At 45.3% G+C, this 24,384-nt stretch carries 21 protein-coding genes; 5 read left to right on the top strand and 16 right to left on the bottom strand.

The window, feature by feature from the left end:
* Positions 1 to 877: 877 nt before the first annotated feature.
* The 4 genes from XMA127_RS10260 to XMA127_RS10245 form a co-directional block, all read right to left on the bottom strand.
* Positions 878 to 1,375, bottom strand: a complete 498-nt coding sequence (locus tag XMA127_RS10260) for a hypothetical protein (RefSeq protein ID WP_173481660.1) — start codon at positions 1,373 to 1,375, stop codon at positions 878 to 880.
* Between the two features lie 251 nt (positions 1,376 to 1,626).
* Entirely contained in the window at positions 1,627 to 3,045 is a 1,419-nt protein-coding gene (locus tag XMA127_RS10255; RefSeq protein WP_173481661.1) for a phage/plasmid primase, P4 family, read from the bottom strand.
* Complete coding sequence (locus XMA127_RS10250; RefSeq protein ID WP_173482598.1) at positions 3,045 to 3,242, bottom strand: AlpA family transcriptional regulator; 198 nt, start codon at positions 3,240 to 3,242, stop codon at positions 3,045 to 3,047. Before XMA127_RS10250 ends, XMA127_RS10255 begins: the two co-directional genes overlap by 1 nt.
* 122 nt (positions 3,243 to 3,364) lie before the next feature.
* Positions 3,365 to 4,042 carry a hypothetical protein gene (locus XMA127_RS10245; RefSeq protein WP_173481663.1) on the bottom strand — a complete coding sequence of 226 codons (678 nt, stop codon included), beginning with the start codon at positions 4,040 to 4,042 and terminating at the stop codon, positions 3,365 to 3,367.
* A gap of 309 nt (positions 4,043 to 4,351) precedes the next feature.
* On the opposite strand from XMA127_RS10245, the gene XMA127_RS10240 reads away from it, so the two are divergent.
* A complete protein-coding gene (locus XMA127_RS10240; protein WP_173484122.1) occupies positions 4,352 to 4,747 on the top strand; it encodes a DUF3429 domain-containing protein in 396 nt (131 codons plus the stop codon).
* Positions 4,748 to 4,751: 4 nt separating this feature from the next.
* Here XMA127_RS10240 and XMA127_RS10235 read toward each other — a convergent pair whose 3' ends face one another.
* From XMA127_RS10235 to bktB, 9 genes are all read right to left on the bottom strand, one after another.
* Positions 4,752 to 5,219 carry a MaoC family dehydratase gene (locus tag XMA127_RS10235; protein WP_173484121.1) on the bottom strand — a complete coding sequence of 156 codons (468 nt, stop codon included), beginning with the start codon at positions 5,217 to 5,219 and terminating at the stop codon, positions 4,752 to 4,754.
* Positions 5,220 to 5,291: 72 nt separating this feature from the next.
* On the bottom strand, positions 5,292 to 6,218 hold the full coding sequence (locus tag XMA127_RS10230; protein ID WP_173482596.1) for a branched-chain amino acid ABC transporter permease: 927 nt from the start codon (positions 6,216 to 6,218) through the stop codon (positions 5,292 to 5,294).
* A 3-nt stretch (positions 6,219 to 6,221) separates the two neighbouring features.
* Positions 6,222 to 7,100: a branched-chain amino acid ABC transporter permease gene (locus tag XMA127_RS10225; protein ID WP_173482595.1), complete on the bottom strand. Its 879-nt coding sequence runs from the start codon at positions 7,098 to 7,100 to the stop codon at positions 6,222 to 6,224.
* 64 nt (positions 7,101 to 7,164) lie between these two features.
* On the bottom strand, positions 7,165 to 8,370 hold the full coding sequence (locus XMA127_RS10220) for an ABC transporter substrate-binding protein (RefSeq protein ID WP_217362099.1): 1,206 nt from the start codon (positions 8,368 to 8,370) through the stop codon (positions 7,165 to 7,167).
* 51 nt (positions 8,371 to 8,421) lie between these two features.
* Positions 8,422 to 9,135: an ABC transporter ATP-binding protein gene (locus XMA127_RS10215; protein ID WP_173482594.1), complete on the bottom strand. Its 714-nt coding sequence runs from the start codon at positions 9,133 to 9,135 to the stop codon at positions 8,422 to 8,424.
* Positions 9,135 to 9,914 (bottom strand): ABC transporter ATP-binding protein, encoded by a 780-nt coding sequence (locus XMA127_RS10210; RefSeq protein ID WP_173482593.1) that lies wholly within the window; start codon positions 9,912 to 9,914, stop codon positions 9,135 to 9,137. The genes XMA127_RS10215 and XMA127_RS10210 overlap by 1 nt, the downstream gene beginning before the upstream one ends.
* Positions 9,915 to 10,171: 257 nt before the next feature.
* On the bottom strand, positions 10,172 to 11,929 hold the full coding sequence (locus tag XMA127_RS10205; RefSeq protein ID WP_173482592.1) for an acyl-CoA dehydrogenase: 1,758 nt from the start codon (positions 11,927 to 11,929) through the stop codon (positions 10,172 to 10,174).
* A 14-nt stretch (positions 11,930 to 11,943) separates the two neighbouring features.
* Entirely contained in the window at positions 11,944 to 14,067 is a 2,124-nt protein-coding gene (gene fadB, locus XMA127_RS10200) for a fatty acid oxidation complex subunit alpha FadB (RefSeq protein ID WP_173482591.1), read from the bottom strand.
* An 84-nt stretch (positions 14,068 to 14,151) separates the two neighbouring features.
* Positions 14,152 to 15,330, bottom strand: a complete 1,179-nt coding sequence (gene bktB, locus XMA127_RS10195) for a beta-ketothiolase BktB (RefSeq protein ID WP_173482590.1) — start codon at positions 15,328 to 15,330, stop codon at positions 14,152 to 14,154.
* 144 nt (positions 15,331 to 15,474) lie between these two features.
* Between bktB and XMA127_RS10190 the strand changes: the two genes are divergently transcribed.
* On the top strand, positions 15,475 to 16,479 hold the full coding sequence (locus XMA127_RS10190) for an AraC family transcriptional regulator (RefSeq protein ID WP_173482589.1): 1,005 nt from the start codon (positions 15,475 to 15,477) through the stop codon (positions 16,477 to 16,479).
* Here the strand turns inward: XMA127_RS10190 and XMA127_RS10185 are convergent.
* Together XMA127_RS10185 and XMA127_RS10180 are read right to left on the bottom strand one after the other, a co-directional pair.
* On the bottom strand, positions 16,476 to 17,501 hold the full coding sequence (locus XMA127_RS10185) for an MBL fold metallo-hydrolase (RefSeq protein WP_173482588.1): 1,026 nt from the start codon (positions 17,499 to 17,501) through the stop codon (positions 16,476 to 16,478). The two genes, XMA127_RS10190 and XMA127_RS10185, sit on opposite strands and share 4 nt — an antisense overlap.
* 20 nt (positions 17,502 to 17,521) lie before the next feature.
* A complete protein-coding gene (locus XMA127_RS10180) occupies positions 17,522 to 19,162 on the bottom strand; it encodes a fatty acid--CoA ligase (protein WP_173482587.1) in 1,641 nt (546 codons plus the stop codon).
* A gap of 212 nt (positions 19,163 to 19,374) precedes the next feature.
* Here XMA127_RS10180 and XMA127_RS10175 point away from each other — a divergent pair, with 212 nt between their 5' ends.
* The 3 genes from XMA127_RS10175 to XMA127_RS10165 are packed head-to-tail and all read left to right on the top strand — an operon-like array spanning position 19,375 to position 23,330.
* On the top strand, positions 19,375 to 22,125 hold the full coding sequence (locus XMA127_RS10175) for a cache domain-containing protein (protein ID WP_173482586.1): 2,751 nt from the start codon (positions 19,375 to 19,377) through the stop codon (positions 22,123 to 22,125).
* Between the two features lie 6 nt (positions 22,126 to 22,131).
* Positions 22,132 to 22,830 (top strand): response regulator transcription factor, encoded by a 699-nt coding sequence (locus XMA127_RS10170; protein WP_173482585.1) that lies wholly within the window; start codon positions 22,132 to 22,134, stop codon positions 22,828 to 22,830.
* A gap of 38 nt (positions 22,831 to 22,868) precedes the next feature.
* A complete protein-coding gene (locus XMA127_RS10165; RefSeq protein ID WP_173482584.1) occupies positions 22,869 to 23,330 on the top strand; it encodes a DMT family transporter in 462 nt (153 codons plus the stop codon).
* A 4-nt stretch (positions 23,331 to 23,334) separates the two neighbouring features.
* Here XMA127_RS10165 and XMA127_RS10160 read toward each other — a convergent pair whose 3' ends face one another.
* Positions 23,335 to 24,345: an AraC family transcriptional regulator gene (locus XMA127_RS10160; protein WP_173482583.1), complete on the bottom strand. Its 1,011-nt coding sequence runs from the start codon at positions 24,343 to 24,345 to the stop codon at positions 23,335 to 23,337.
* Between the last annotated feature and the right edge of the window lie 39 nt (positions 24,346 to 24,384).

The following is a 24,384-nucleotide window of genomic DNA, read 5'->3' as shown; positions in this document are numbered from 1 at the left end:
ATCATATAAGGTGTTACTTGATCAACTTTCAAGCATCTAAGGCGATTCGGGGCTTGCCAATGTTTTAATTGGCTAGATTCTGATTTAATTCGCAGCTGTAAACGACTGCTATGTGCCGGTAACAGCCACTGAACTAGCCACCCCTCAATCGACGTTTACCACTCCTAACGGAGTGTCATCATCTCTTATACTTCGCGCTTATGGAGTGACGTAGCTTCGTGTCGCTTCGCTAACTCAGCTACTGCCCCAGCGCTCAGTAACGAGATGGGCAGCCTTACTTCCTTGTTCTTAAGTTTAGTTTTGTTTTAATTTTTTCTTATAGAAAAATGGAACGATCTTGCCTGACTATTAATGCAGGACTGTTATCAAAACTAGGGGATATGCCCCGGAACATACTCGCTAACCATTACTCCCTAGTTCCCCTTCAGTGCCAACCAGAACCGCTATACGGCAAATTGCTCGCGTTTATTCTGGAGGTATTACTTATAGAAAAAATATATTTACTACACATACCCCCCCATACGCATATCAAATGGCTGAGGTTTACGAGTTGGCATGAATCTGTGAACTAGGGGATGAATCACACCTAGCTACCGCGCTACGCTTGCTGGATACCTTCACAAGCACCATTAAAAATAGTGCTTGCTCGGCATCAGATATTTACTCCCTAGTTTTATGAACAGGAACTAGGGGAGTGTTTTTGATTTCTTTAGAATGATGGCGTAGCCATAAGAACGTTCTCAGCCTCTGCCGAGGCTTCGTCATCTTTACCCCTTAGTCTTTTGCTTACGGAACATCGAAGCACTTCGCTTCGCTCGGGTGCTTCTAGTTCCGACGCAACGACACGGGGTAAATCTGACCACTAGGGGTGTGAGGGTTATGATTTAGTTGGCATGTCCTTCCATATCTGTGCAATTCTTTTAAAGTCTTCAGATGGTATAAACATATGTGGATTGAGCATGTAAGTACCTGGCTTTACTTGCTTCAGTACCCCTTGCTCCTCTAGTTTCCTGCGATTGCCGTTTTCACTCATCTTCTTTTTTATACTCTTGTGCAGCTCGTTGTCTTGATTCTTCTCTAGGATGATTAAGTTTGGATTCTCTACCCTTCGTTTTGGGTAACTGTTATTGATATTTTGAGTTACCAAGATGTCTTTTAAGTTGATGAAGAGCCATCTGAGGTCCGGGCTCAAATTACTCATTACTCTAAAGGTATCTATCACTATATGTTCCGGATACTCTTTGCTTGATCTTCCATTGCCTACAATAAGGTAGGGAGGCAAGTTATCGTTCGTTTGTTTGCTAATCTGAACGTTTACGCGTTCGTTAGATTTTAGTTCTTTGATGTTCTGCCCAAGTTCGGTAATTGTGGTCATTTTTAAAATCCTATGGTTGCAATCGATTTTAAGAATAAAAATCGATTGATTTGATATGTGAAAATAGATTTAAACCATTGTTATAAAAGGCTTTTTATATGTTATTTAAATAATAAATAAAGGCTGCATTTAGATGGTGTCGGCTGTAGGTGGAGTGGCGGCAATTTCCAGCTTGTACTTCACAAAAAAGTTAACTGTAAATTGCTGTCACTCGTGTCACTCGTGTCACACCTGTCACCTAGATCCAACTCTTAGCAGAGTTGAACACCCTCATAGCCTCGATCTTTGTTAGTTCGGAAATCTTTAACTTTGCCTTTCATATAGGTCTCGAAGTACCAACGTGCTCGCTTGCTAAAGCCTTGTTTGGACTCAGCGGGTTTAAGGTTGGTTTCGCACCACTCGTTGTAACGGTCGAAGAGTTGTTTGATCGGCAGTCTGCTACCTAGCTTCTCTTGAGTGTTTCTCTTTAAAAAGTCGGATACTGTATCTTGACTCTCTCTGTAGTCGTTTCCGTCTTTCAAGATCTTCTGGGGTGTTTGTAGACCATTTTCTTGCCATTCTGACAACCCTTTAAGGGCCCAGTTAAGAATGCCTGGTAACTCATTCTTGAGCTCCGCAAGGAGGTTGGGATTTCGATCTGCTTTAGGTACGACGTGTTCGAACTTAATGTATCGGAATCGGCGCCAGAAGCCTTCGTCATTCATATTAGCGTGTGGTTTGTCATTACCGTACATAACCACTTTGGTAGTTGATTTGAACGTGATCGGGTTTGAACGTAGGAAGCGTCCTGTTACCTCATCATCACCTGAGATGGATTTCAGCATTTGTGCATCAAATGTTGCGTTTTCACCAGTTTCATCTGTTATGGCAAGTCGAGCCCCAGCGAGCATTGCCAGGCTTGCTTGAGCGCCTAGGTTAAGCGTTCCACTGCGCTTCTTCATGAAACTGTCAGAGGATAGCTTAACGCCGTAATTGCCAAGTAGAGTCTTAACTAGGTCAAGGAATGTCGATTTTCCGTTAGCGCCGGTTCCGTATAAGTAGTAGATCTCCTGCTCTTGAGTACTGGCAGTTAAGAAGTACCCAACAAGACATTGTAGATAGTTGATCATCTCTTGATCACCTTGCATTGCTGTCTTTAGGAAGCTTTCCCATTTAGGGCATTTGGCGTCAGGATCGAAGCTTGTACCTAGTGACTTCATTACAAGATCACTAGCGAGGGCTGGTCTACTCGAGCCTTCAGCAATGTCGTACACCCGATCTTGAATGCCAATCAGATTGTGGTCAGCATCTAGCTTATCCATACTAAGTGCTTTTTCCTCTTCAACTATTTTGCGTACAGCGGCGATCTTGCTGGTGTTCATCGCGCTGGTAAGCCATTTCTCATCCACAATGTTCAGATGCGGGTACTTGTAATCAGCAATGTTAGAGATGATCTCCTTGTGGAAGGCTATAAGCATTCGTCGTGCATCTTCAGCCCCAATCCAGGCTCCATTACTAAAGACACGCCATTGTTTTTTGCTGTTATCGAAGACAATGTTTTCGCCATGCTCTTTGATGATCAGTTCTGCGATCATTGAGTCATGTTTGCCTTCTAGCATTTCAGTCTGATTGTGGTCTGCTAGTTCGAGATCCGCTTTGGTTGCGATAATGTTAGTGTTTAGAGAGTTCATTACGCTACCTCCTGATCACGAAGGGCGATGCGGCTATCAATCCATGCTTCTAATTCTGATTGCACCCAAGCGCTTGAGCGTTCGCTAAGTTTGATTGGTTTAGGGAATGCACCTTGTTTAGCAAGATGGTAGATGTACGAACGTGATAGGCCAGTAGCGGCAATTACGTCTGTTAATTTGAGAAGTGTAGTTTTCATTTTGTGTTTCCTTTAATCAGTTAATTTGCTCGCCGTCTTGGCGAGGTTTGATTAAAAGAAATCGAGGGTTTTGCTCCCTCACAGGTGGGGGAAGAGGATTCCCCAGGTGGGGAATTTCCTAATTAGTTCTTTTGTGTCTCCAGGTACTTCATGGCTTCAGCTAAAAGGCGTTCATCGACTTTGCTAAGGCCGTAATTGTTAATATCCAGTTCAACGGCTAGTTCTAATAACAGCTCTTTAATTTGGCTCTTATTGGGGGTTGTGCCTGAAGCGTATTTGGGGCTTTTAGCCAGATGATGCATTAGCAAACCAATAACCTTTAATGCAGTTGTAGAGGGTTTTTCTGGTGCAATCCCTGGGGCGCGGTCATTAGCATTGGAAGTAGATGGGTTTGGATTGATAAATAGATTGTCAGTGATGGCCTCATCATCGGCTTCACGATTTAAACTCGTCAGTACATAACCGTCTGGGGTGCCAAGATCAAAAAGCTCTTCAAAGTAGAGTCTGTTGTTGCCTTCATTTTCGGCTTTCCATAAGCCTTTCAGATAACCATCGGTGAGTAGAATGAAATCGCAAATGTTGTACGCATGCTCAATAAAGCTAGGTGCCTCGCGGAAGTTTTTATCAGTTACAGTGCCGTTGCAGAAGTCCTCTTCGAGTACGTAAGTGACTTCGGCCCAACGATCGAAAACATAGTAAAGCTCAACTTTGCCAGCTAAAGCTTTAGCCAGAACTTGGCGGTAGATCAGCTTTTCTTTTTCACAGTAGACTGCGAGAGGTGTTAAATCATCTAGCTGCATTTTTTAATTCATCCAAATAGTCAGCCCAGCGCTGCATCATCTCAGTTCTTTGTGCTAGGTGCTTGGTGCGGTTGTAGGCGAATTGGTATTCTATTGTATGACACTAGTTGTAACTCAATGGATTGGTAACGGCAATCCTGTTGGTGGGTTAAATGGTGGGTAAAAACTAAAAAATACGAATCGTATTTTATTAAGTTGCCGATATATATGTATTTTAATTTATTATTCTATATTCAGATACAGAATATCGAATAAGATCCTGAATACCGACAGCTGCGTAACTCATAGAAACAGTTAAGAGTATTTCGCGTGATTAAGTTAGCACACCGTCTGGGTTATGCCGGGTTGATCCCTTTTGTTGGATTGGCTTTTCAGTTTGAAGATGCCGCGTCTGTCTCGGCTTTTATGAGTTATTCCGCTGTGATCCTCTCGTTTTTAGGAGGGATTCACTGGGGAGTTGCTATGCGGGATAGCACCTTTGCTTCAGATGCTCGTTTGGCCATTTGCATGCTCCCTTCACTTTTAGCCTGGTTGGCACTTTTACTCCCCCTCTATTTAGGTTTGTGGGTTGGGTTAATTGCCTTTTTGGTTTGGTGGGCCTGGGATCATACTCAGATTGAAGATGGCGATTATCGGAGATTGAGAACTCACCTAACGGTGGTCGTTTCGCTATGCCACATCTGGTTGATTGCTCATTTAAATTAGTTGACTATTTTGGAGCGAAAATTCCGCCTTTCACTCCCGCGCTGGTGCGAAATACCAATAGCGAGCTCTCAAATGTTTGGCGTGTTTCCCCATGCTGATTGATGGTTTTAGCATGAATCTTCACCACACCACGGTCGGGTTTCGACTTAGACGGTATCACCTCTAATATCTCGGTCTCTACGTGAAGCACATCGCCAGGACGAGTGGGTGTTAACCAGCGTAGGCTAACGCCGCCGCCAATAACGCCTGAGGCAATCGGAAGTGATTTTGCGATCAGGCGCATTGTAATTGAGCCTACCTGCCAACCACTCGCTGCAAGGCTTTCAAAGAAGGAGTCTTGGGCTGATTCATTAGATAAATGGAAAGGTTGAGGGTCGTAGTGTTCGGCAAAAGCTACGATATTCTCATTGGTTATCTCATAGCTTTCACTCTCAAATCGATCTCCAGCCTTCAGGTCTTCCAAGTAAAGCATCGGTACATCCTAGTCCTACTAGATAAAAAAGGCCGACACAACAGTCAGCCCTTGTGAGAGTAACTTAAATTATTAGAAGTTACGCTCTTTGAATTTTTTAAACTGCCCAACAATACCTGCGCGGAATGCCAGTACACAGATTACAAACACTGCACCCATGATGATATGAATGTAGTTACCTAGGTCGCCTGTAGAGAGGTAGTTCTGCATGGTCACGATTACACCAGCACCAACCACTGGTCCCATTAGGGTACCTACACCGCCTACTAGAGTCATCAGGATTACTTCACCTGACATGTGCCAATGAGCATCCGTTAGTGACGCAAGATTGAAGACGATTGTCTTGGTTGAACCAGCTAATGCAGCGAGTGCAGATGAGATGATAAATGCCAGCCACTTGTAGTTGTTAACGTTATATCCCAGAGAGATTGCACGAGGCTCGTTCTCACGGATCGCTTTTAGAACCTGGCCAAATGGCGAGTGGACAGTGCGTTGAATGATCGCAAACCCAATTAGGAAGATGACCGCGACCGTGTAGTACATCGCGACATTATCCGTAAGGTCGATCAGGCCAAACAGGTTCCCGCGAGGAATACCCTGCATGCCATTCTCACCACCTGTGAAATCTGATTGCAGGTATACGAAGAAAGTTAGCTGAGCGAGTGCAAGGGTAACCATTGCAAAGTAGATCCCTTCGCGTTTGATCGCCAATTTGCCATAAATTGCTCCAAGTAGAGCGCCAGCTACAGTGCCCATTAGAATACCAATCTCAGTTGATACTCCAAGATTCATCATCGCCCAACCAGTAATGTAGCCGCCGGTACTTAGGAAGGCTGCATGTCCAAAGGAGAGGATGCCAGCGTAACCAAGTAGTAGGTTGAATGCGGCTGCGAATAGCGCAAAGCAGAGTAGCTTAGCCAAAAAAACTGGGTAGAGTAAGTAAGGTGCAACAGCAAGAACAACTACGGCAATAATAAGATTTCGAATATTCGTATTCATCTGTTATGCCTCTTTTCCAAATAAGCCAGCAGGTTTAAACATCAGTACTAGCATCATCACCACGAAAATGACTGTTGTGGATGCTTCTGGGTAGAAGTATTTAGTTAGACCTTCAACAACGCCCATACCTAAACCGGTAGCTATGGCGCCGCCAATAGAGCCCATGCCGCCAATAACTACGATGGCAAAGACAACAATCAAAATGCTAGAGCCCATGTCTGGTGATACAGAGTAGACAGGTGCTGCAAGAACACCGGCTAAACCAGCTAGAGCCACTCCAAAACCAAAGGTTAGTGTGACCATCAACGGTACGTTTATGCCAAAGGCCTGAAGAAGTTTTGGGTTCTCAGTACCTGCGCGAAGGTAAGCACCAAGTTTGGTCTTTTCAATCATGAACCAGGTACCTAGGCAGACCACAACTGATGCAACAATGATCCAAGCGCGGTAAGTAGGTAGGTACATGAACGGTAATTTAATACCGCCTTTAAGTTCAGCAGGCACAGGGTAGCCCTGGCCAGATGAACCGAATATGTGGGTAAACGTACCCTGCAGCATAAGAGCGATACCGAAGGTTAAAAGTAGACTGTATAGATGGTCTAAATTAGCAATCGGACGGATTAAGAAACGTTCGATTAGGATGCCCAATACACCGACAGTTACTGGCACGACAACAAGTGCTGCCCAGTAATTCAAACCGGTCCATTTGTATGCTAATAGCGCCGCAAAAGCACCAAGCATATACATTGCGCCCTGGGCGAAGTTGATGATTCGCAACAGACCAAAAATGATGGCAAGACCTAAACTAAGAAGGGCGTAAAAAGAACCGTTTATCAGTCCTACCAGCAGTTGCCCGCTTAACGCCATAATATTGATATCGAACATGCTATTACCGATCTCAAACTGAAAGATGGGGAGTGCTAAGCACTCCCCCTTTATTTAACCGCATTTACTTAGCAGAGAAATCACACTCTGGGTTCATTGGGTTGTAAGCTTCGTTACCTGGGATAACTTTTACGATGTCGTAGATGTCATCTTCAGATTTACGATTTGCAGGATCTTTGATCTCTACAAGTAGCATGTCGTGAACCATACGACCGTCTCCACGTAGCGACGCGTTACGAGCGAAGAAGTCATTTGGGTTAGCAGACTTCATCTGAGCCATTACAGCATCTGCATCATCAGTACCTGCTGCTTCAACAGCTTTCAGGTAGTTCATAGTTGCTGAATAAGCACCTGCGTGGACCATTGTTGGGATTGAGCCGTGGATCGCTTTGAAGCGGTTGCTCCATTCACGAGTCTGCTCGTCCATGTCCCAGTAAAAACCAGTTGTAAGACGCATGCCTTTAGCAACATCACCGTCCATCGCTTGGGTATCTGTTGCGAATACAAGAAGACCTGCGATATCAGACTGTTCAGTTAGACCGAACTCGATAGCCGCTTTTAGAGCGTTAGTTGTGTCGTTACCTGCGTTAGCAAGTGCCACAACATCAGCACCTGAAGCCTGAGCCTGAAGAACGTAAGAAGAGAAGTCAGTTGTACCTAGTGGAGCACGAACTGCACCTACTACTTCACCGCCGTTAGCTTTGATTACGCCGCTTGAAACGCCTTCTAGCGCGTGGCCGAAAGAGTAGTCAGCAGTGATGAAGAACCACTTCTTCTTGCCTGAAGCAACCATGTTCTTGACGGTACCGTTTGCAAGAGCTGCTACGTTGTATGTCCAGTGCGCGATGTATGGAGAACAAACGCCTGGCTTAGCTGTGAAAGAGTGTGAAGCTGAACCAGTGATAAGTGCGATGTTTTTGTTCGCTGAAGTAACCTGAGTTACAGCACCTGTTACTGCAGAAGAAACAAGACCACCGATGGTGTCTACGCCTTCATTTTCTACCCATTTGCGAACGATAGAAGAGGCAACGTCTGGTTTAAGCTGTGAATCAGCTGAAACAAGTTCGATAGGCTGACCAAGTACTTTGCCGCCGAAATCATCGATAGCCATCTGAGTAGCTTCGGTCATGCCTTTGCCGCCAACGTCAGCGTATACGCCGCCCATGTCGCCTATTACACCGATTTTAACTTTGCCGTCTACAGTTGCTGCAGTCGCTGTTGCTGCCATACTAGCTGCGATCATTGAAGCGAGTAGTGTTTTACGCATCATCTTTTCTCCATATTGGATTTTTTTGTTATCTGACTATCTTTGGCTGTTTAATTAGACGCCTAGGTAGCTGTTTAGAAGCTCAGTTTTTGCTTCCAATTCATCTGCTTGAATCTCTTCAACAATGTGTCCGTGCTCCATCACGTAGTGACGGTCAGCTATCGGAGCTGCAAAGCGGAAGTTTTGTTCAACAAGCAAAATTGTTAAGCCGCGCTCTTTGAGCTGTACAAGAACATCAGCAAGTTTGTCGTTAATAACCGGTGCAAGCCCTTCTGTGATCTCATCCAACAGCAGGATGTTGGCACCTGTTCTTAGAATGCGAGCAAGCGCAAGCATCTGCTGCTCACCACCTGATAAGCGCGTGCCCTGACTCATGCGGCGCTCATATAGGTTAGGGAACATCTCAAAAATTTCATCGACGCTCATCCCGCCAGAGCGAACATTTGGAGGAAGCATCAAGTTTTCCTCTACGTTCAAGCTTGCGAAGATGCCACGCTCTTCTGGGCAGTAGCCAAGTCCCAAATGGGCAACACGGTGTGAAGCCATGTTGATGGTTTCATTGCCATTAATGACGATCTGACCGCTACGTTTGCCTACGAGGTTCATGATCGCTTTTAAGGTTGTAGAGCGGCCTGAACCATTTCGTCCTAACAGAGTGACAAGCTCTCCTTCCATGACGTGAAGATCGATGCCATGAAGGATGTGGCTTTCACCGTAGTAGGCGTGGAGGTTGCTAATACGAATCTTTTCGCGATGACTTTGGCTCATTAGTGTGCTCCCGCTGCATCCGCTTCGCGGCCCATGTAGGCTTCACGAACTTGTGGGTCTGCAGATACAGTTTCGTAATTACCCTCTGTAAGGATTTGACCGCGTTGCAGAACGGTAATTTGATCAGCGAGGGTCGAAACTACCTTTAGGTTATGTTCAACCATAAGGATTGTGCGATTCTTGCTGACTTGTTTGATAAGGTCTGTTGTACGGCCTACATCCTCATGTCCCATGCCCTGAGTTGGCTCATCAAGAAGCATCAGCTCAGGTTCCAGTGCGAGTGTAGTGGCAATTTCTAGTGCGCGTTTACGACCGTATGCCAGGTCAGTGGTGACTGTATTTGCAAACTCTTTTAGACCTACCGATTCGAGTAGTTCCATGCAGCGATCATTAAGGCCGTTAAGAATTTTTTCTGAGCGCCAGAAGTGCATGCTGTGCCCCTCTTTGCGCTGTAACGCAACACGGACATTCTCAAGAACCGTTAGGTGTGGGAAGACTGCAGAAATCTGGAATGAGCGGATGATACCCATACGGGCAATTTCAGCAGGCTCTTTTCGAGTAATGTCATGCCCATTAAAGGTAATGACGCCCGAAGTCGGCTGAAGAAACTTAGTCAGCAGGTTAAATACTGTGGTTTTACCTGCTCCGTTTGGACCAATAAGCGCGTGGATATTGCCGCGCTTAACATTCAAGTTAACATCAGAGACGGCCGAAAAACCTTTAAACTCTTTCGTCAAATTTTTGGTCTGGAGAATGAATTCTGACTGATTTGAAGCCATTACTTTTATTATCCCTTGGTTACCACATCATTCAGTGGTTCTAGCTTTTCATCCAAGGTTAAGTAGTAAGCTTGTCGTAACTATTAAGAGAATACGACGAATTGTGTTTTGTGGGGTCGTCTTTGTAATATTTGTGACACAATTGCAATTAATCGTTATTTTTCAATTGCTTATTGTTTATTATCCATTGGTATTAGAGGGCTTTTTAGACAAAAAAATGCCCTGCTGTGGCAGGGCAAAAGATCTAAGTCTGAAAATTAAAATTGACTGATTTCAAACTTAAATAGGGAACTAAGACCTTTTTGTGCAAGACCTAGGTGAGTTTGGGCACGAGGCAGTAGATATTCTGTGTAGAATTGAGTGGTTGCTAACTTAGCTGCAATAAAGTCGTCAGAGAAGTTTCCGTCTGAGCTAGTTTTTGCTGCTATAGCTGAACGCGCTAGCATCCAGCCTCCACACAGGTAACCCATGCCCATGAGGTAATCGAAGCTAACAGCCGCACCCTGATTTAGATCTGACGAGGTGATTGCGTGTACTGCTGCTTGGGCCTCTTTCACTGAGTTGGCAAGCGCTTCCCCGATTACAGATAAACCCTCAACTTGAGCAGTTTCTTTCGCAGTATTTAACACTTCTGCTAGGAAATTGTTTACCGCAGCGCCCTGATCTAGAAGTGTTTTGCGTCCCACTAAATCAAGTGCCTGGATTCCAGTTGTGCCTTCGTATATCGGAAGAATTCGAGCATCTCTAAAGTGTTGCGCGGCACCTGTCTCTTCAATGAAGCCCATGCCGCCATGAATTTGCACATTTAAAGAACAGACCTCTTGGGCAAGCTCTGTCATCCAGCCTTTAACAATGGGAGTGTATAGTTCAACACGCTTTTGCGCGTCACTGTTTGGTTCGGAGTGATGTGCGCGGTCTATCTCTGCAGCAGCTTCAAGGACAAATGCTCTCATCGCCTCGGTAGCTGCTCGCTGTGTGAGAAGCATGCGGCGTACATCTGGGAATTCGATGATGGCAAGTTTTTCGCCGCTTTTAGAGCGACCTTGGATGCGATCACGCGCATAGCTAACTGATTGTTGGCGGGCGCGCTCAGCGATTGAAAGGCCTTGTAATCCCACAGACTGGCGAGCGTGGTTCATCATTGTGAACATGTACGCCAAGCCTTTGTTTGCTTCGCCAATAAGGTAGCCAACTGCACCGCCCTGATCTCCAAAACTCATGACACAGGTTGGGCTAGAGTGGATGCCCAGTTTGTGCTCAAGTGCGATAGCATGTGCATCATTTCGTTGAGTGTAATTACCCGCTTCGTCTTTTAGGAATTTAGGTACTAAGAATAGTGAAATTCCTTTAACGCCCGCTGGTGCATCAGGTAGGCGAGCTAGTACCAGGTGGACGATGTTATCGGTCATCTGGTGATCGCCCCAGGTGATGAAGATTTTTTGACCTTTGACTAGGTAATGATCGCCCATTGGAGTTGCAGTTGATCGAATTGCGGCTAGATCTGAGCCTGCATCAGGTTCTGTAAGGTTCATGGTGCCTGTCCACTCACCTGATACCATTTTTTCTAGAAACTCTGCTTTCAGTTCATTAGAAGCGTGTTCTGTTACCGCTGCAACTGCACCCTGGTTTAGAAGGGGGCAAAGGGCAAACGCGAGGTTGGCGCTCTGCCAAATTTCATTCACTGCCGTACCTAATACATTAGGTAGGTTTTGACCCATGTACTCCTCTTGAGAGGTGAGGCCGTTCCAGCCACCCTCTACAAATTGTGCATACGCCTCTTTATAACCCGCAGTCTCTTGAACTCCATTAGAATCCAGTTTTGGTGGATTTTTATCTCCAATAGAGTTGAGGGGTGCTAATAGTTGGCTGCCAAGTTTCCCGGCTTCGTTTAAAACTATCTCCGCTAATTCGGAGTTGCATTCATCTGCGCCAATCGTATTGCAAAGTTGATCAAGTCCAATCACTTCGTTAAGTACGAAAAGTGCATCATCTTGAGGGTGTTGGTAGTCACTCATAGATAAAACTCCGATTAGTAAAATGTTCTGTTTTCATTCGCGCGAGCGATGAAGTTTTCGGTGGTTTGGTATAGCGCACCAAGAGAAGCATATTGTTCAACCTTGGCTTGGAACTCTTTAAGACCTATCAGGTCAATATAGCGTAGTGCTCCGCCTCGGAATTTCGGAAAGCCAAGTCCGAGTATTAAGCCCATATCCGCTTCGGCTGCCGAGGAGACGATGCCATCCTCTAAACAGCGCACAGTCTCCATGCATAGTGGAATCATTAGACGATCAATGATCTCCTGATCACTGAAACTGCGCTGATCCGCTGCATGCTCTGAAATGAGCGCAAGCGTGCTTTCTGCTGGGCGTTTAAAACGGTTGCCGTTTTCGTCTTTGCCGTAGGCATAGAAGCCCGAACCGCTCTTCTGGCCCAGCTCACCTTTTGCAAGCAATGACTCAGCAATTACAGTGCCGTCATGGCCCATGCGTTCAGGGAATCCTTGTTGTATAACCTGATCAGCGTGGACAAGGACATCAATCCCCACTACATCGGCAAGATAGGCCGGGCCCATTGGCCAGCCGAACGATTCCATGACGCGGTCGATCTGCTCGAAATCTGCGCCATCGAGTAGCAAACGGTTAAACGCATTGAAGTAAGGGAAGAGAATTCTGTTAACTAAAAAGCCTGGGCAATCATTCACAACAATCGGTTTTTTACCCATGGCAAGTGCGTAATTTACAGCACGAGCGACTGTTTCATCGCTGGTTTTTTCTCCGCGGATAACTTCAACTAACGGCATAGCATGGACAGGATTGAAAAAGTGCATGCCGCAGAATTGCTCTGGACGCTGCAGCGATTCTGCCAAGCTAGTAATTGAGATGGTTGATGTGTTCGAAGAGAGTACAGCGTCATCCCTTAACACACTCTCTACATCACTCAATACCATCGCTTTAACTTTTGGATTTTCGACCACAGCTTCAACAACCATATCGACATCACCAAAGCCTTCGTAATTAAGGGTTGGATTGATTTTAGTGAGTGTTTCAATCTTCTGCTCTTCGGATAACTTACCCTTCTTAATTTGGCGATCGAGTAGTACGGATGCAGTTGAAACCCCAAGGTCTAACGCTGGTTCGTTGATATCTTTCATCTCAACAGGAATGCCGCTGATTGCTGACTGGTAAGCAATACCACCGCCCATGACTCCGGCGCCAATAACTGCACCCTTGCTTACAGATCCACCTGCTTTTGCAAAACGTTTAGCTTGAGTTTTAATGAATTGATCACTCGCAAAGAGGCCGCTTAATGCCTTGCCGGCATCGGATTGCATCAAAGTTGCAAAGCATTGAGCCTCAGCATCGAGTGCTGAAGTGAAGTCTAATTGAGCTGTGTTACTGATTAGTTCGATGATCTCAGTTGCAGCGGGTGTATTTGCATTCAACTGCGATCCAAATTTATTTAGAGCTGCAGCTTTAATTGCTTCGCTACTCTGCTTTGATGCAAGCTGTTTACGTAAGCGTTGGCTCTCAGTTGCCTGTTTCTGACTGTTTAAGAGAAGGGAAACAGCACTTTCAACGCCTGTGTCATCAGCAATCGCATCTACTAATCCTATCTCACGGGCTTTATCTGCCTTTAATGGTCTGCCTGATAGGATCATCTCAAAAGCCTTGTCTGCTCCAGCTAATCGAGCAACTCGAATATTTCCACCCCAGCCTGGGCAGAGACCTAGAGTAATTTCGGGTAGGCCAATAAGTGCGTCCTGAGTAGCTACACGAAAATCTGTAGTTAAAGCGATCTCTAAACCACCGCCCAGCGCCATGCCGTTAATGATACTGACTGTTGGGAATGGCAGGTTTTCAATTGAATTAAAAAGGGCATGGGTTTCGTCAAGCATCTCGAGTATTGCAGCCTTATGCTGTTTCTGTAGCTCGATTAGCTCAAGTATATTTGCACCTACAACAAACGAAGATTTGCTGCTGCGAATAATTAAGCCTAGTGCACTGCTTTCAGATTTGATCGTTTGAACCGCAGTTTTCAGTTCAGATAAAACAGCGGCGCTTAATGTGTTTACACTTGCATTATTCGAGTTGATGACAAGCTCAATAATAGAGTCTTTGCGTTGAATAACTTGGATATGTTCGCCTGTATACATCGTTCTTTTACCTTATAAAAAATGGCGGGTGAAATTCACCCACCTAAAGACACTTCAAGGGTGATAGTGTCGAGCGAAAATTGATCAAGTTCGTTCTATTAGTGCAGCTATTCCTTGGCCGCCGCCGATACATAGGCTAATGATTGCAAAGCGGCCTTGGGTGCGCTCAAGTTCGTAAAGTGCTTTTGTCGTGATGATGGCGCCCGTCGCACCAATTGGGTGTCCTAGAGATATCCCGCTTCCGTTTGGATTTAGACGATCCATAGGTAGTTTTAGCTCTTTAGCAACAGCCAGAGCCTGTGCTGCAAAGGCTTCATTGACTTCATATAGATCGATGTCATCTACAGAAAGGTTTTGACGCGCAAGGATCTGTTGAATCGCAGGCACTGGACCAATTCCCATGTAGGCTGGGTCTACACCTGCGACGCTGTAATCGACCAACCTGGCCATGGGCTTTAGGTTGCGACGTTGAGCCTCTTCAGCAGACATCATGACTACAGCAGCTGCCGCATCATTCAGCCCCGATGCATTACCTGCAGTTACCGTACCCTCGCGTTTAAATACAGGTTTTAGATTGCTCATGTCAGTTAATGCGCAGTTGTGACGAACATGCTCATCGGTATCGACAAGTTGTTCACCTTTACGGGTTTTCAATGTTACCGGTACGATCTGCTCTTTGAAGAAGCCATTTTCTATCGCCATCTGAGCTCGATTATGGCTGGTGACTGCCAGTTGATCCTGCTCTTCACGTGAAATGTTGTATTTTTCTGCAAGATTCTCTGCTGTTACACCCATGTGAACTTGGTTGATTGGGCAGGTTAGCGCTCCGACCATCGCATCAACCATTTTTCCATCGCCCATGCGCTGACCAAACCGAGCTGATGGAATGTGGTAAGGAACACGGCTCATCGATTCTGCGCCGCCCGCAACCACTGTTTTACAAATACCCAATTGAATTTGCTGGGCAGCAGTAAGAATTGCTTGTAAACCACTTCCGCAGAGGCGGTTTACTGTTAGGGCAGGCGTCCTTTCTGGGATGCCTGCCCCCAGGGCTGCCACACGTGAAATATAAATATCTGCAGCTTCGCTATGCGTCACATTACCGATAACGGCCTGTTCGATATCAGAGTTTTCTATCCCCGCGCGTCTGATAGCTTCGTTAATCACAAGTGCCCCAAGTTGTGTTGGTGCTTGATCCTTAAAAGAGCCGCCAAAGGTTCCGATGGCTGTGCGAGCGGCGCTTAAAAAAACTACTTCTTGCATGAAAAACTCCTGTTTTAAATTGTTATAGGGGCAATATTTTACGGATGAAATTAGGGGTTAGAATTGCAAAAACAGATCGATAATTAGCAAAAACGGACATGCTTAGATAGAATCACTCCTCGCTTACAACTTAATAGAAAGAATATGAAATCTGTCCAGCAAACTATCTCCATTCACTTCGTTCATGAATTGATAAGTGCTATAGATGATCAGAGTGTTGATGTTCAATTGATGCTTAGTAAAGCGGGTATAAATCCCCGTCTTCTAACCAGTCGTTTATCACGTGTTACGCCAACGCAATTTTCGCGTTTCATTTTGTCGATTTGGCGTTCTATGGATGATGAATTCATGGGGATGGCTAATAAAAACGCTAGGTTTGGCATGTTTATGTTGATGGCAAAGCATGCTGTCTGCTTGCCTGATCTTGGCTCTTTCTTCCGTTATTTAAGTGATTTTTATGCGCTTACGGGTAGTGCTATGAAATTGGGGCTAGAGGAGGATGAGGAGTGGGTGCGTTTAACACTTAAAACTGATGCGAATACACACTACTCAGGCTATACGCTGGATGAATTTTATCTGATGGTTTGGCATCGATTTGGTAGTTGGTTAGTCGGGAAAACAATAAACCTTAATTCTGTTGAATTTGCATTTTCGGAACCTATGCATTTTTCAGAATATCAACTCATGTACCCATCCCCTGTCATCTTTAATAAATCCGCAAATGCTTTGGTCTTTAAACGCAGTCAAATGTCACTTCCTATCGTTCAAGATGAAGGCAGTTTGGATCAATATATAAGGCGCTTACCTTACGCCTGGTTCACAAAACAGGCGTATCAGCAGACCTTCACTAAGAAAACCTATGACTATTTGGTTAGGGTGGGTTTTGCTAATGCCTCGATAGAGCATCTAGCGAATGAGCTCTACATAACTTCCCGCACATTAAGACGCAAACTTGCGGATGAAAAGGGCAGTTTTCAATCCATTAAAGATCGTGTCAGATTGGATCAGGCAATTACATTACTTGGTCAGAAAAAGCTCTCAATCCATAACATCTCTATTGAGTTAGGTTTTTCTGATGCTCCCTCTTTCTCTCGTGCATTCAAGAACTGGACTGGAGTTTCGCCGCATACGTTTAGAGCGAAAAGTTAAACAGCAATGTAGAGAGGAATGTCACTCTCATCACCAACTACTTCAATTTTCTGTTGTGCAATTTGATAGTTGATATAGGACCTCGTTTCCCCGAATGCAAGGTGGTGTTCGAACGGTGAAAGATCGCGAGGAAACAGTGCTCTTAATAGCTCTTCAGCTGTACTAGGTGTTTTGCAAAAACGAGTGATTTTGTGTGCGTTTTCAAGATAACCCTCAACTAACTCATCGATTCGAGCTGAAAGATTAGTCATCGATTTTTCATGTGAAGGTAACACCAGTGTCTCAGATGGCAGTGATTTAAGCTGAAGTAACCCATCGATCCAAGTTTTTAACGGATTGGCGTCAGCATCACCAAATCGAACGCTTACATTAGAGCTTATTCTTGCCAGTACTTGGTCGCCTGCGATCAGAATATTTCTATCTCGATTGAACAGTGATACGTGGGCTACAGTGTGGCCATCATTTACAAAAATGTCCCAGGTCTCGTTTTTAATAGTGAGTGTGCCTGGTTCAAGTGCGACGTATGTGCTTGGTAGTGGATAGAAGGCTCTTTGAAAGCCCAATAATCCTCTAATGATGAGCTCGTATTCAGACTCTGGAATACCCCCTTGATGGTAAAACTCATTCAGATTGCTTGAGAGTGCGGCATCTTCAGCGGGATTCATCGCTAAAAATTGCTTTATTCCATCGTATTCGGGTTTGCTTACCCAAAGGGGTACATTCCATTTATCACAGATCCATCCAGCAACGCCGATATGATCTACATGAGCATGAGTGGCTAGTACAGCCTTTAAAGGTCTCGATTCAGGCAGTTTTTCTAGGATGTTTTCTAGAATTTTTTGTGACTTTTCGCTTTTAATACCTGTATCAACAAGGATCCACCCATCGGAATCTTCGACTAGGTAAACGTTGATATGATCCAGTGCAAAGGGTAGCGGCAACCGAATTTGGTAGATGCCTTCTGCGACCTCTGTGGGTATACCCAGTAAGTTGTCTTCAGGTATTGGTTGCACTGAATTCATATCGATCTAGTTTTCCGTAGTTAGACGCTTGCACGAATGACTTTTTTATCGATTTTACCGACACTGGTTTTTGGAATCGACTCAACAATCTTAACCTGTTGAGGAATAGCCCATTTATTGATTCTGCCGCTTTCAACAAATTGCATTAGATGTTGTTGGATCTCCGTTGGTTCAAGGGTTGCATCAGAAGCAGTAACTATAAGCGCTAGCGGGCGTTCATCCCACTTTTCGTCTGGAATACCTACTACTGCAACTTCGTTGACAGCTGGGTGTTGGCTAATGAGATTTTCTAGCTCGAGTGACGAGATCCATTCACCACCAGTTTTGATGACATCCTTGATACGGTCTTTGATCTGTAAGAAGCCGCGGCCATCAATTGAGCCAACATCTCCCGTATGAAGCCAGCCGTTGCTCCACAGCTCTTCGCTTCGTTCAGGCTCTTTTACATACCCCTGTGTTAACCAAGGTGCACGCACCACCACTTCGCCCATCGCTTCTCCATCGTGCGGAACATCGTTGCCATTAGGGTCTACTATTCGCAGGTCAACGAGACCCATTGGAACGCCTGTTTTGATTCGTGTGCTCATCTGGTTTTCGATAGACAACTCACGTGTATCGGTGTGCAGGTAGGTTATGGTCAGTATAGGACAGGTTTCGGACATGCCGTATCCGGTATGGAATTTAATTCCTTTAGCAGCCATAGCATTTGCAAGGCCGAGTGTCGGTGCACTTCCTCCGGTCATTAATTTCCAACGCGATAGATCGGTTGTTTTGGCCTCTTCAGACTCAAGGATCATCTGGAGCACAGCCGGAACACCGTGCGAGAAAGTTACACCCTCTTCGCGATATAGGCGGACCAGTTTGTTTGGCTCATAACGACCCGGATATACCTGCTTAATACCTTTCATGGTTGCTACATATGGGATGCCCCATGCGTGAACGTGGAACATAGGCGTCATTGGCATGTAGACGTCATCAGAGCGAAGCAGTGGAAGTGCGTCGTATGCCCCCATAGTGACAGCAACATTAAGTGTGTGAAGTACCAGTTGTCGGTGTGAGAAAAAGACCCCTTTAGGGTTTCCAGTTGTGCCGGTTGTGTAGAAGGTTGTCGCTACAGAATTTTCATCGAAATCAGGGAAATCATACTGTTCAGAGGATTCTGCAAGTAACGCTTCATATTCACCAAGTGTCGCAAGCTTTGTAGATTTTGCACTCTCTTTATCTGTCAATTGAACCACCGTTTTCACAGAGGGTACCTGGGAGGCAATATCTTCAAAGAGTTCTACAAAATCATCATGTACTAAGACCATGTCATCTTCTGCATGGTTCATCGTGTAAGCAATTTGATCCGGGCTTAAACGAATATTTACATGGTGCAAGATTGCACCAATCATTGGTACAGCAAAGTACGCTTCTAAGTAGCGGTGGCTATCCCAGTCCATTACAGCAACAGTATCGCCCGCACCTATGCCAGCTTTCGTAAGCAGGTTCGCGAGGCGAGCAATACGTTTATTAAGTTCAACGTAGTTGTATCTAACCTTATCGCCGTAAACGATCTCCTGGTTAGGCTCATATCTGACGCCTGAAAGAAGTAGACTCTTGATTAGAAGGGGGTATTGGTAAGCACTTTCCGTTGGCGCCAGTATTTTTGTTGTTTTCATCGGTGTTTGCTCCATCTTTAAAATTTGTTGCTGGGACAAGGTTTAATGGGATTTAGTGAGTCTCTATTAAATATCTTAAGGTTTGCGCAGTTCTGACTAAATTCCACCGAAATGTGACTGATGCAGAAATTAGCTCCCATAACGAATAGACTAGGGAACCATGGAATTGTTCGCAGGTTCCCTAGCTTTTTTGGTGATGAATATTTGATTTCATGAAAAAGAATAAGATTCGAAATCGCTCCATACTGCTCATCTTAGCGATGCTTGGAATGACCTTTATTGGTATCTACAGCTACTCTGTGCCTCTTATTCGTGCGGAGGTGTACAAGATTGAGCGTAACTCTGCTCGTTTGGCGCTGGATAATGTCTATCAGCTGGCGGACAAGATGTTCTCGAGTGTCGATACTTATAGGCTACAGGCACTTGAATCACGTAAGGCCTCTTTGCGTACCATCGTTGATCTGGTGGGTGCCCAGTTAAGTCGCTCTGTTGTAGCAGGAGGCGATCCAAGAGCGATTATTAAACTGTTCGAACAGCTTCGATATGACGAAGAGGGTTATATCTGGATAGCCGATCGCAATGGTGTGCTCCTATCACACCCAAACCCAGAGTTAATTGGTAAGCCAATTTCCGATAGTTCTGATGGGCAGCTCGCTATACTCGCGAAAATACACCGTGAAGTAACCGAGAAAGGGGAAGCATTTATTAGCTATCCCTGGCAGTCAGTAGGAAGTGATACCTCATCCGAAAAACTATCCTTCATCCGTTTTTTTCCAGATCTTGGTGTCAGCATTGGTACCGGTGTTTTTATGGTTGATATTGAGCGGCAAGTCGTTGAGCGACGTGAGCAGCTGGTCAATGAGCTACGTGCGGCTCTCATGGAGATCAAAATTGCCAGAACCGGCTACATGTTTATTTTTGATTCGTCGGGTTATTTGGTTGCGCACCCTAACTCAAATATCGATAAGACGAATGCCACTAACCTAAAAAACCCCACCACGGGGCGGTCGATTATATTCGACCTGAAGTCAGTTGCGGACACTGGAGAAGAGCTTTTATATGCCTGGGACTCGCCGGCTGACCCGGGTAATTATGTGCATGAAAAGATCTCGCTTGTTCGCAAATTAGAAGGCCTCGACTGGTATATCTGTTCTTCTGTTTATGTGGATGAATTGCAAAGTAGCGCTTTCACTCTAAGTCAGCGAATACTCATGATCGCGCTTATCAGTATTCTTATAGCCGTCATTGTTGGCTCTTTTGCTATTGACCGAATTCTTTCGCCCCTTCGTCGCCTCGCATCCGCTGCCCAGCGTGTCAAAGATGGTGATTTTAGAGTTCGATCAGGTATTCAGAGTGATGATGAACTCGGTATTCTTGCCTCTACTTTTGACAGTATGGTCGCACGTATCGGGCATAGTGTGGATGCTCTTGGCCAAGAGGTTGTGCGCAAATCCAACATGGTCGAACAATTAGAGGAGCGGCAAACACTTATTCTGGACGCGCTCCCTGCTCAGGTTGCTTACTTAACTAGCGATCTACGTTTCCTTTTTGTTAACCGAGAATATGCAGCGTTTTATGGTTTGAACAAAGAGGGCATCATTGGGCGCAAATTAAGCGATGTTATCCCTGGTTCCATGCAGGTCGAAATTGCCTCTCACATTAATCGATGCCTCTCTGGTGAGGATGTTGTTTTTGAGTATGTATCAGAGGGGCCAAAAGGTCAGTTGATAACACGTCGTCGATTCATTCCTGAGTTCGATACTGCTGGAAACGTCGTTGGTATTTTCAATCTTTCTCTGGATATTACAGACGAGAAAAACTCAGAGCGACGAATGCTTGAAGCCTCGCGTATGACAGCGGCTGGCCAGTTGGCGGGGGGGTTGACCCATGACTTCAATAACTTGCTGACAGTCATTATCGGGAACCTTTTAGCAGCTAAAGATCATAATGAGTCGCAGAGTATTGAGGGTAATTTATCGCCTGCACTGAGAGCGGCCTATCGTGGCGCAGACATTATTCGTCGCTTGATGACCTTTGCTCGCGCACAGTCTCAAGAACTTGTTCTTGTGGGGGCCGCATCTGCAATTAATGGAGTGTCAGAGCTTATAAAAAGCTCTCTACCAGCATCGATAAATTTCAATGTTACTGGCAAATCTGACGCTTTAATTGAAGTGGATTTGGCTCAGTTTGAAAACGCACTGATTAACCTAGCACTAAATGCGCGCGATAGTATGCCCGACGGTGGCCAAATTGAGATTTGCGTGGTTAATAGTGCCAGCGCTTCCCCCAGAGGTTTTGATGAGGCCGTTGTTCCAGGGGAATATGTTCTAATTGAAGTAAAAGATTCCGGTACTGGATTTAGTCGTGACGCGATTCAGAGAGCATTTGAACCATTTTTCACTACCAAAAAAGGGCGTGGGTCAGGACTTGGTCTAAGTATGGTCTATGGCTTTGCAAAGCAGTCAAATGGTTACATTAGAATCCTGAATAATTCAGATATTGGTTCCACGATTTCTATTCTTTTGCCTAAAGCGAAGCAAAAGGACTCGGCGGTACATCAACTCTCTGCCGATGCCGAAAAATTAGCTCCAACTCTGATGGATGGACTTTTGTTGTTGGTGGAGGATGATCTTGATGTGCGCCAGGTAGTACGTGATCAATTGACATCAATAGGCTTAAGCGTGGTGGAGGCTTCAGACACTGATGAAGCGCTGTTACTTATAGATGCTATTCCAGATATACGCACACTAATCAGTGACATTGACCTTCCCGGGCGTTTCAATGGCATTGAGCTAGCTAATCATCTATGTGGTAATAGAGGTGTTGAACGTATTTTGTTGATGACGGGTAATGCTGAGTATGCAGTCGAACATTCAACAGCTGCCTGCTACGAAATTTTACTTAAGCCATTTACACGAGAACAGATTGTGACTGCCCTTAATCGGACGGTGGCAAGAGGATAACGAGATATGGAAAAGAATCTGATCTACGTGGTCGATGATGAGTCAGATATTTGTGATCTGATTCAAACAGAACTAGAGAGGTTCGGTTATCAGGTAGCGACCTTTAATACTGGAGCTGCAATTCTTAAAGGGCTAAAGCAGCAGCGGCCAGAGCTCTGTGTTGTCGATTTAGGTCTGCCAGATATGGACGGTCTGACTCTTGTCGGAGAGATGGTGAATCAGTTCAATGTTGGGGTGCTAATTCTGTCGGGCAGAGGCAGTCTTCCCGATCGTGTACTTGGGCTAGAGCTGGGTGCAGATGATTATCTTACTAAGCCATTTGAGCCGCGTGAGTTGGTCGCAAGGGTCAAGAGTCTATTGCGTCGAATCCATCGTGACGATGTGGTTAATGCAGTGCGTATAGCTCGCTTTTCAGGCTGGAGTTTTGATTTAGATTCGTTAACCCTCACCTCGCAAACGGGTGAGGAGACGATTTTAAGCACAGCCGAGGCCAACATGCTCGTTTCGTTTTTGAAAGCGCCCAAAAAGATCTTAACGCGTGATCAGCTTCTAGGTGATCAGATTATTCCTTATGATCGAAGTATCGATTCGCGTATGTCCAGATTGCGCAAAAAAGTCGAAGAGAACGTTAAAGATCCTAAAATCATTAAGACGGTATACGGTGCAGGATACATGTTGACTGCTGATGTCGACTGGGAATCCTGACCCCTATTTGAACAAGCTGAGTTGTTGGAAACATATCTATGAACAATCCTCTTGTGTATGCGCTAGTAATGCTACTTGCCGGTATTGGAATTCCGACGATGGCTACCCTAAATGGTGGTCTTGGCGGACGTTTGATGAGCTCCTCCTTGGCAACTGCGATGGCTTTGGCGTTAGCTTTTACATCGGTGTCGGTCTACTTACTTGCAACCGAAGGTTTTCCTAAAAAATTCGTCGCTGAGGATCTCCCCATCTATTTTTATCTAGGGGGGTTCTGTGTCGCTTTTTACGTTATTAGTGTGACCTGGATCGTGCCGCGCTTTGGTGTATCTAATGCGATAGCGTTTGCTCTTTTGGGACAGTTAATTGCAATGAGTACTATCGACCATTTTGGTCTCTTCGGTGCGCAGCAATATGCCTTAACTCTGAAGCGAATAATTGGCTTACTTGTGATGGCTGTAGGTATCTATTTGGTACTTGATAAAACAGTGGTCCAAAAATAGTTTTTTAAAACTGCCCTGTTCGAAACGCTCTAGGAGTTTGACCAGTCCACTTTTTAAAAGAGCGCGTAAATGCGGCAGTTTCAGAAAAACCAAGCTGTTGCGATATCCGTTGAATTGAAAGAGAGGATTGGTTTAGCAGATGCAGAGCACTGTCTCGTCTGAGCTCGTCTTTAATATCTTGAAATCCAGTACCCTCATCATCAAGTTTTCTTCGTAGCGTTCTAACAGTCATATTGAGTTGATGGGCGACACTTTCCATATCTATCTCGACAAACTCCATGTGACCCATGATATCTCTTACGCGACGGGTGAATACCGGCAGATACTCTTGTCGAGTGAACCATTGCAGCGGTGCGCTGCGGAGATGATCACGAAGGGTCTCCAGATTTTGAACGATCGGTGCTTTTAACGCCTCTACCTCAAAGATGAGTCGGTTAGCGGATGATTCATATGAGACTGGGCAGGGGAAGATAAGCCGATACTCGTCTGCATGTGGCGGTTTAGGGCCTGTCATTTGCGCTTCAAATAGGTGAATCCTGCGGCCAATCAGCCAGCTCGGAAAGCGGTGCCAGAGTAGAAGTAGGAAGTCTCTAAGAAGGTAGTCTGGATCCAACTCAGGTTTGGAAAGTGACATCTCGAGCGTCGCTTTGGAGTTGTCGACACTAAGTGTAAGTGAGAGTGATTCATTCACTAAACGGTAGAAGCGACATAAGTGCTTATAAACCTCTAACAGGTTTTCTGCGCGCACCGCCTCCCTCGCGAAGAGACTAAACGTCCCATACCGAGCAGGACGTTCGGCACAGGCCATGAACTCATCGTCCCCTCGCTCCCATGAGAGTCGAGCTAATGAACCGAACTGCGCGGGCGTTAAGCGAAACTTTTGGTTGCCGAGGAGTCGTCCGTCCAGATTTGAGTCTTTAAGTAGTGAGCCAATATCGACTCCCATCCGTGCTGCGGATTTAAGTGTTCCCAGCGCAAAATGAGAGGAGATGCTATTGTTATCAAAATGCTGCATAGCGCTGACCGAAAATCTATCTATTGGCTTCTACTTAGG

The sequence above is a fragment of the Marinobacterium sp. xm-a-127 genome (genome assembly GCF_013283425.1).
In the GTDB taxonomy this organism is placed as follows: domain Bacteria; phylum Pseudomonadota; class Gammaproteobacteria; order Pseudomonadales; family Balneatricaceae; genus Marinobacterium_E.
Note: the sequence above shows the minus strand (reverse complement) of the source record. Positions and strands in the feature narration are given on the sequence as shown.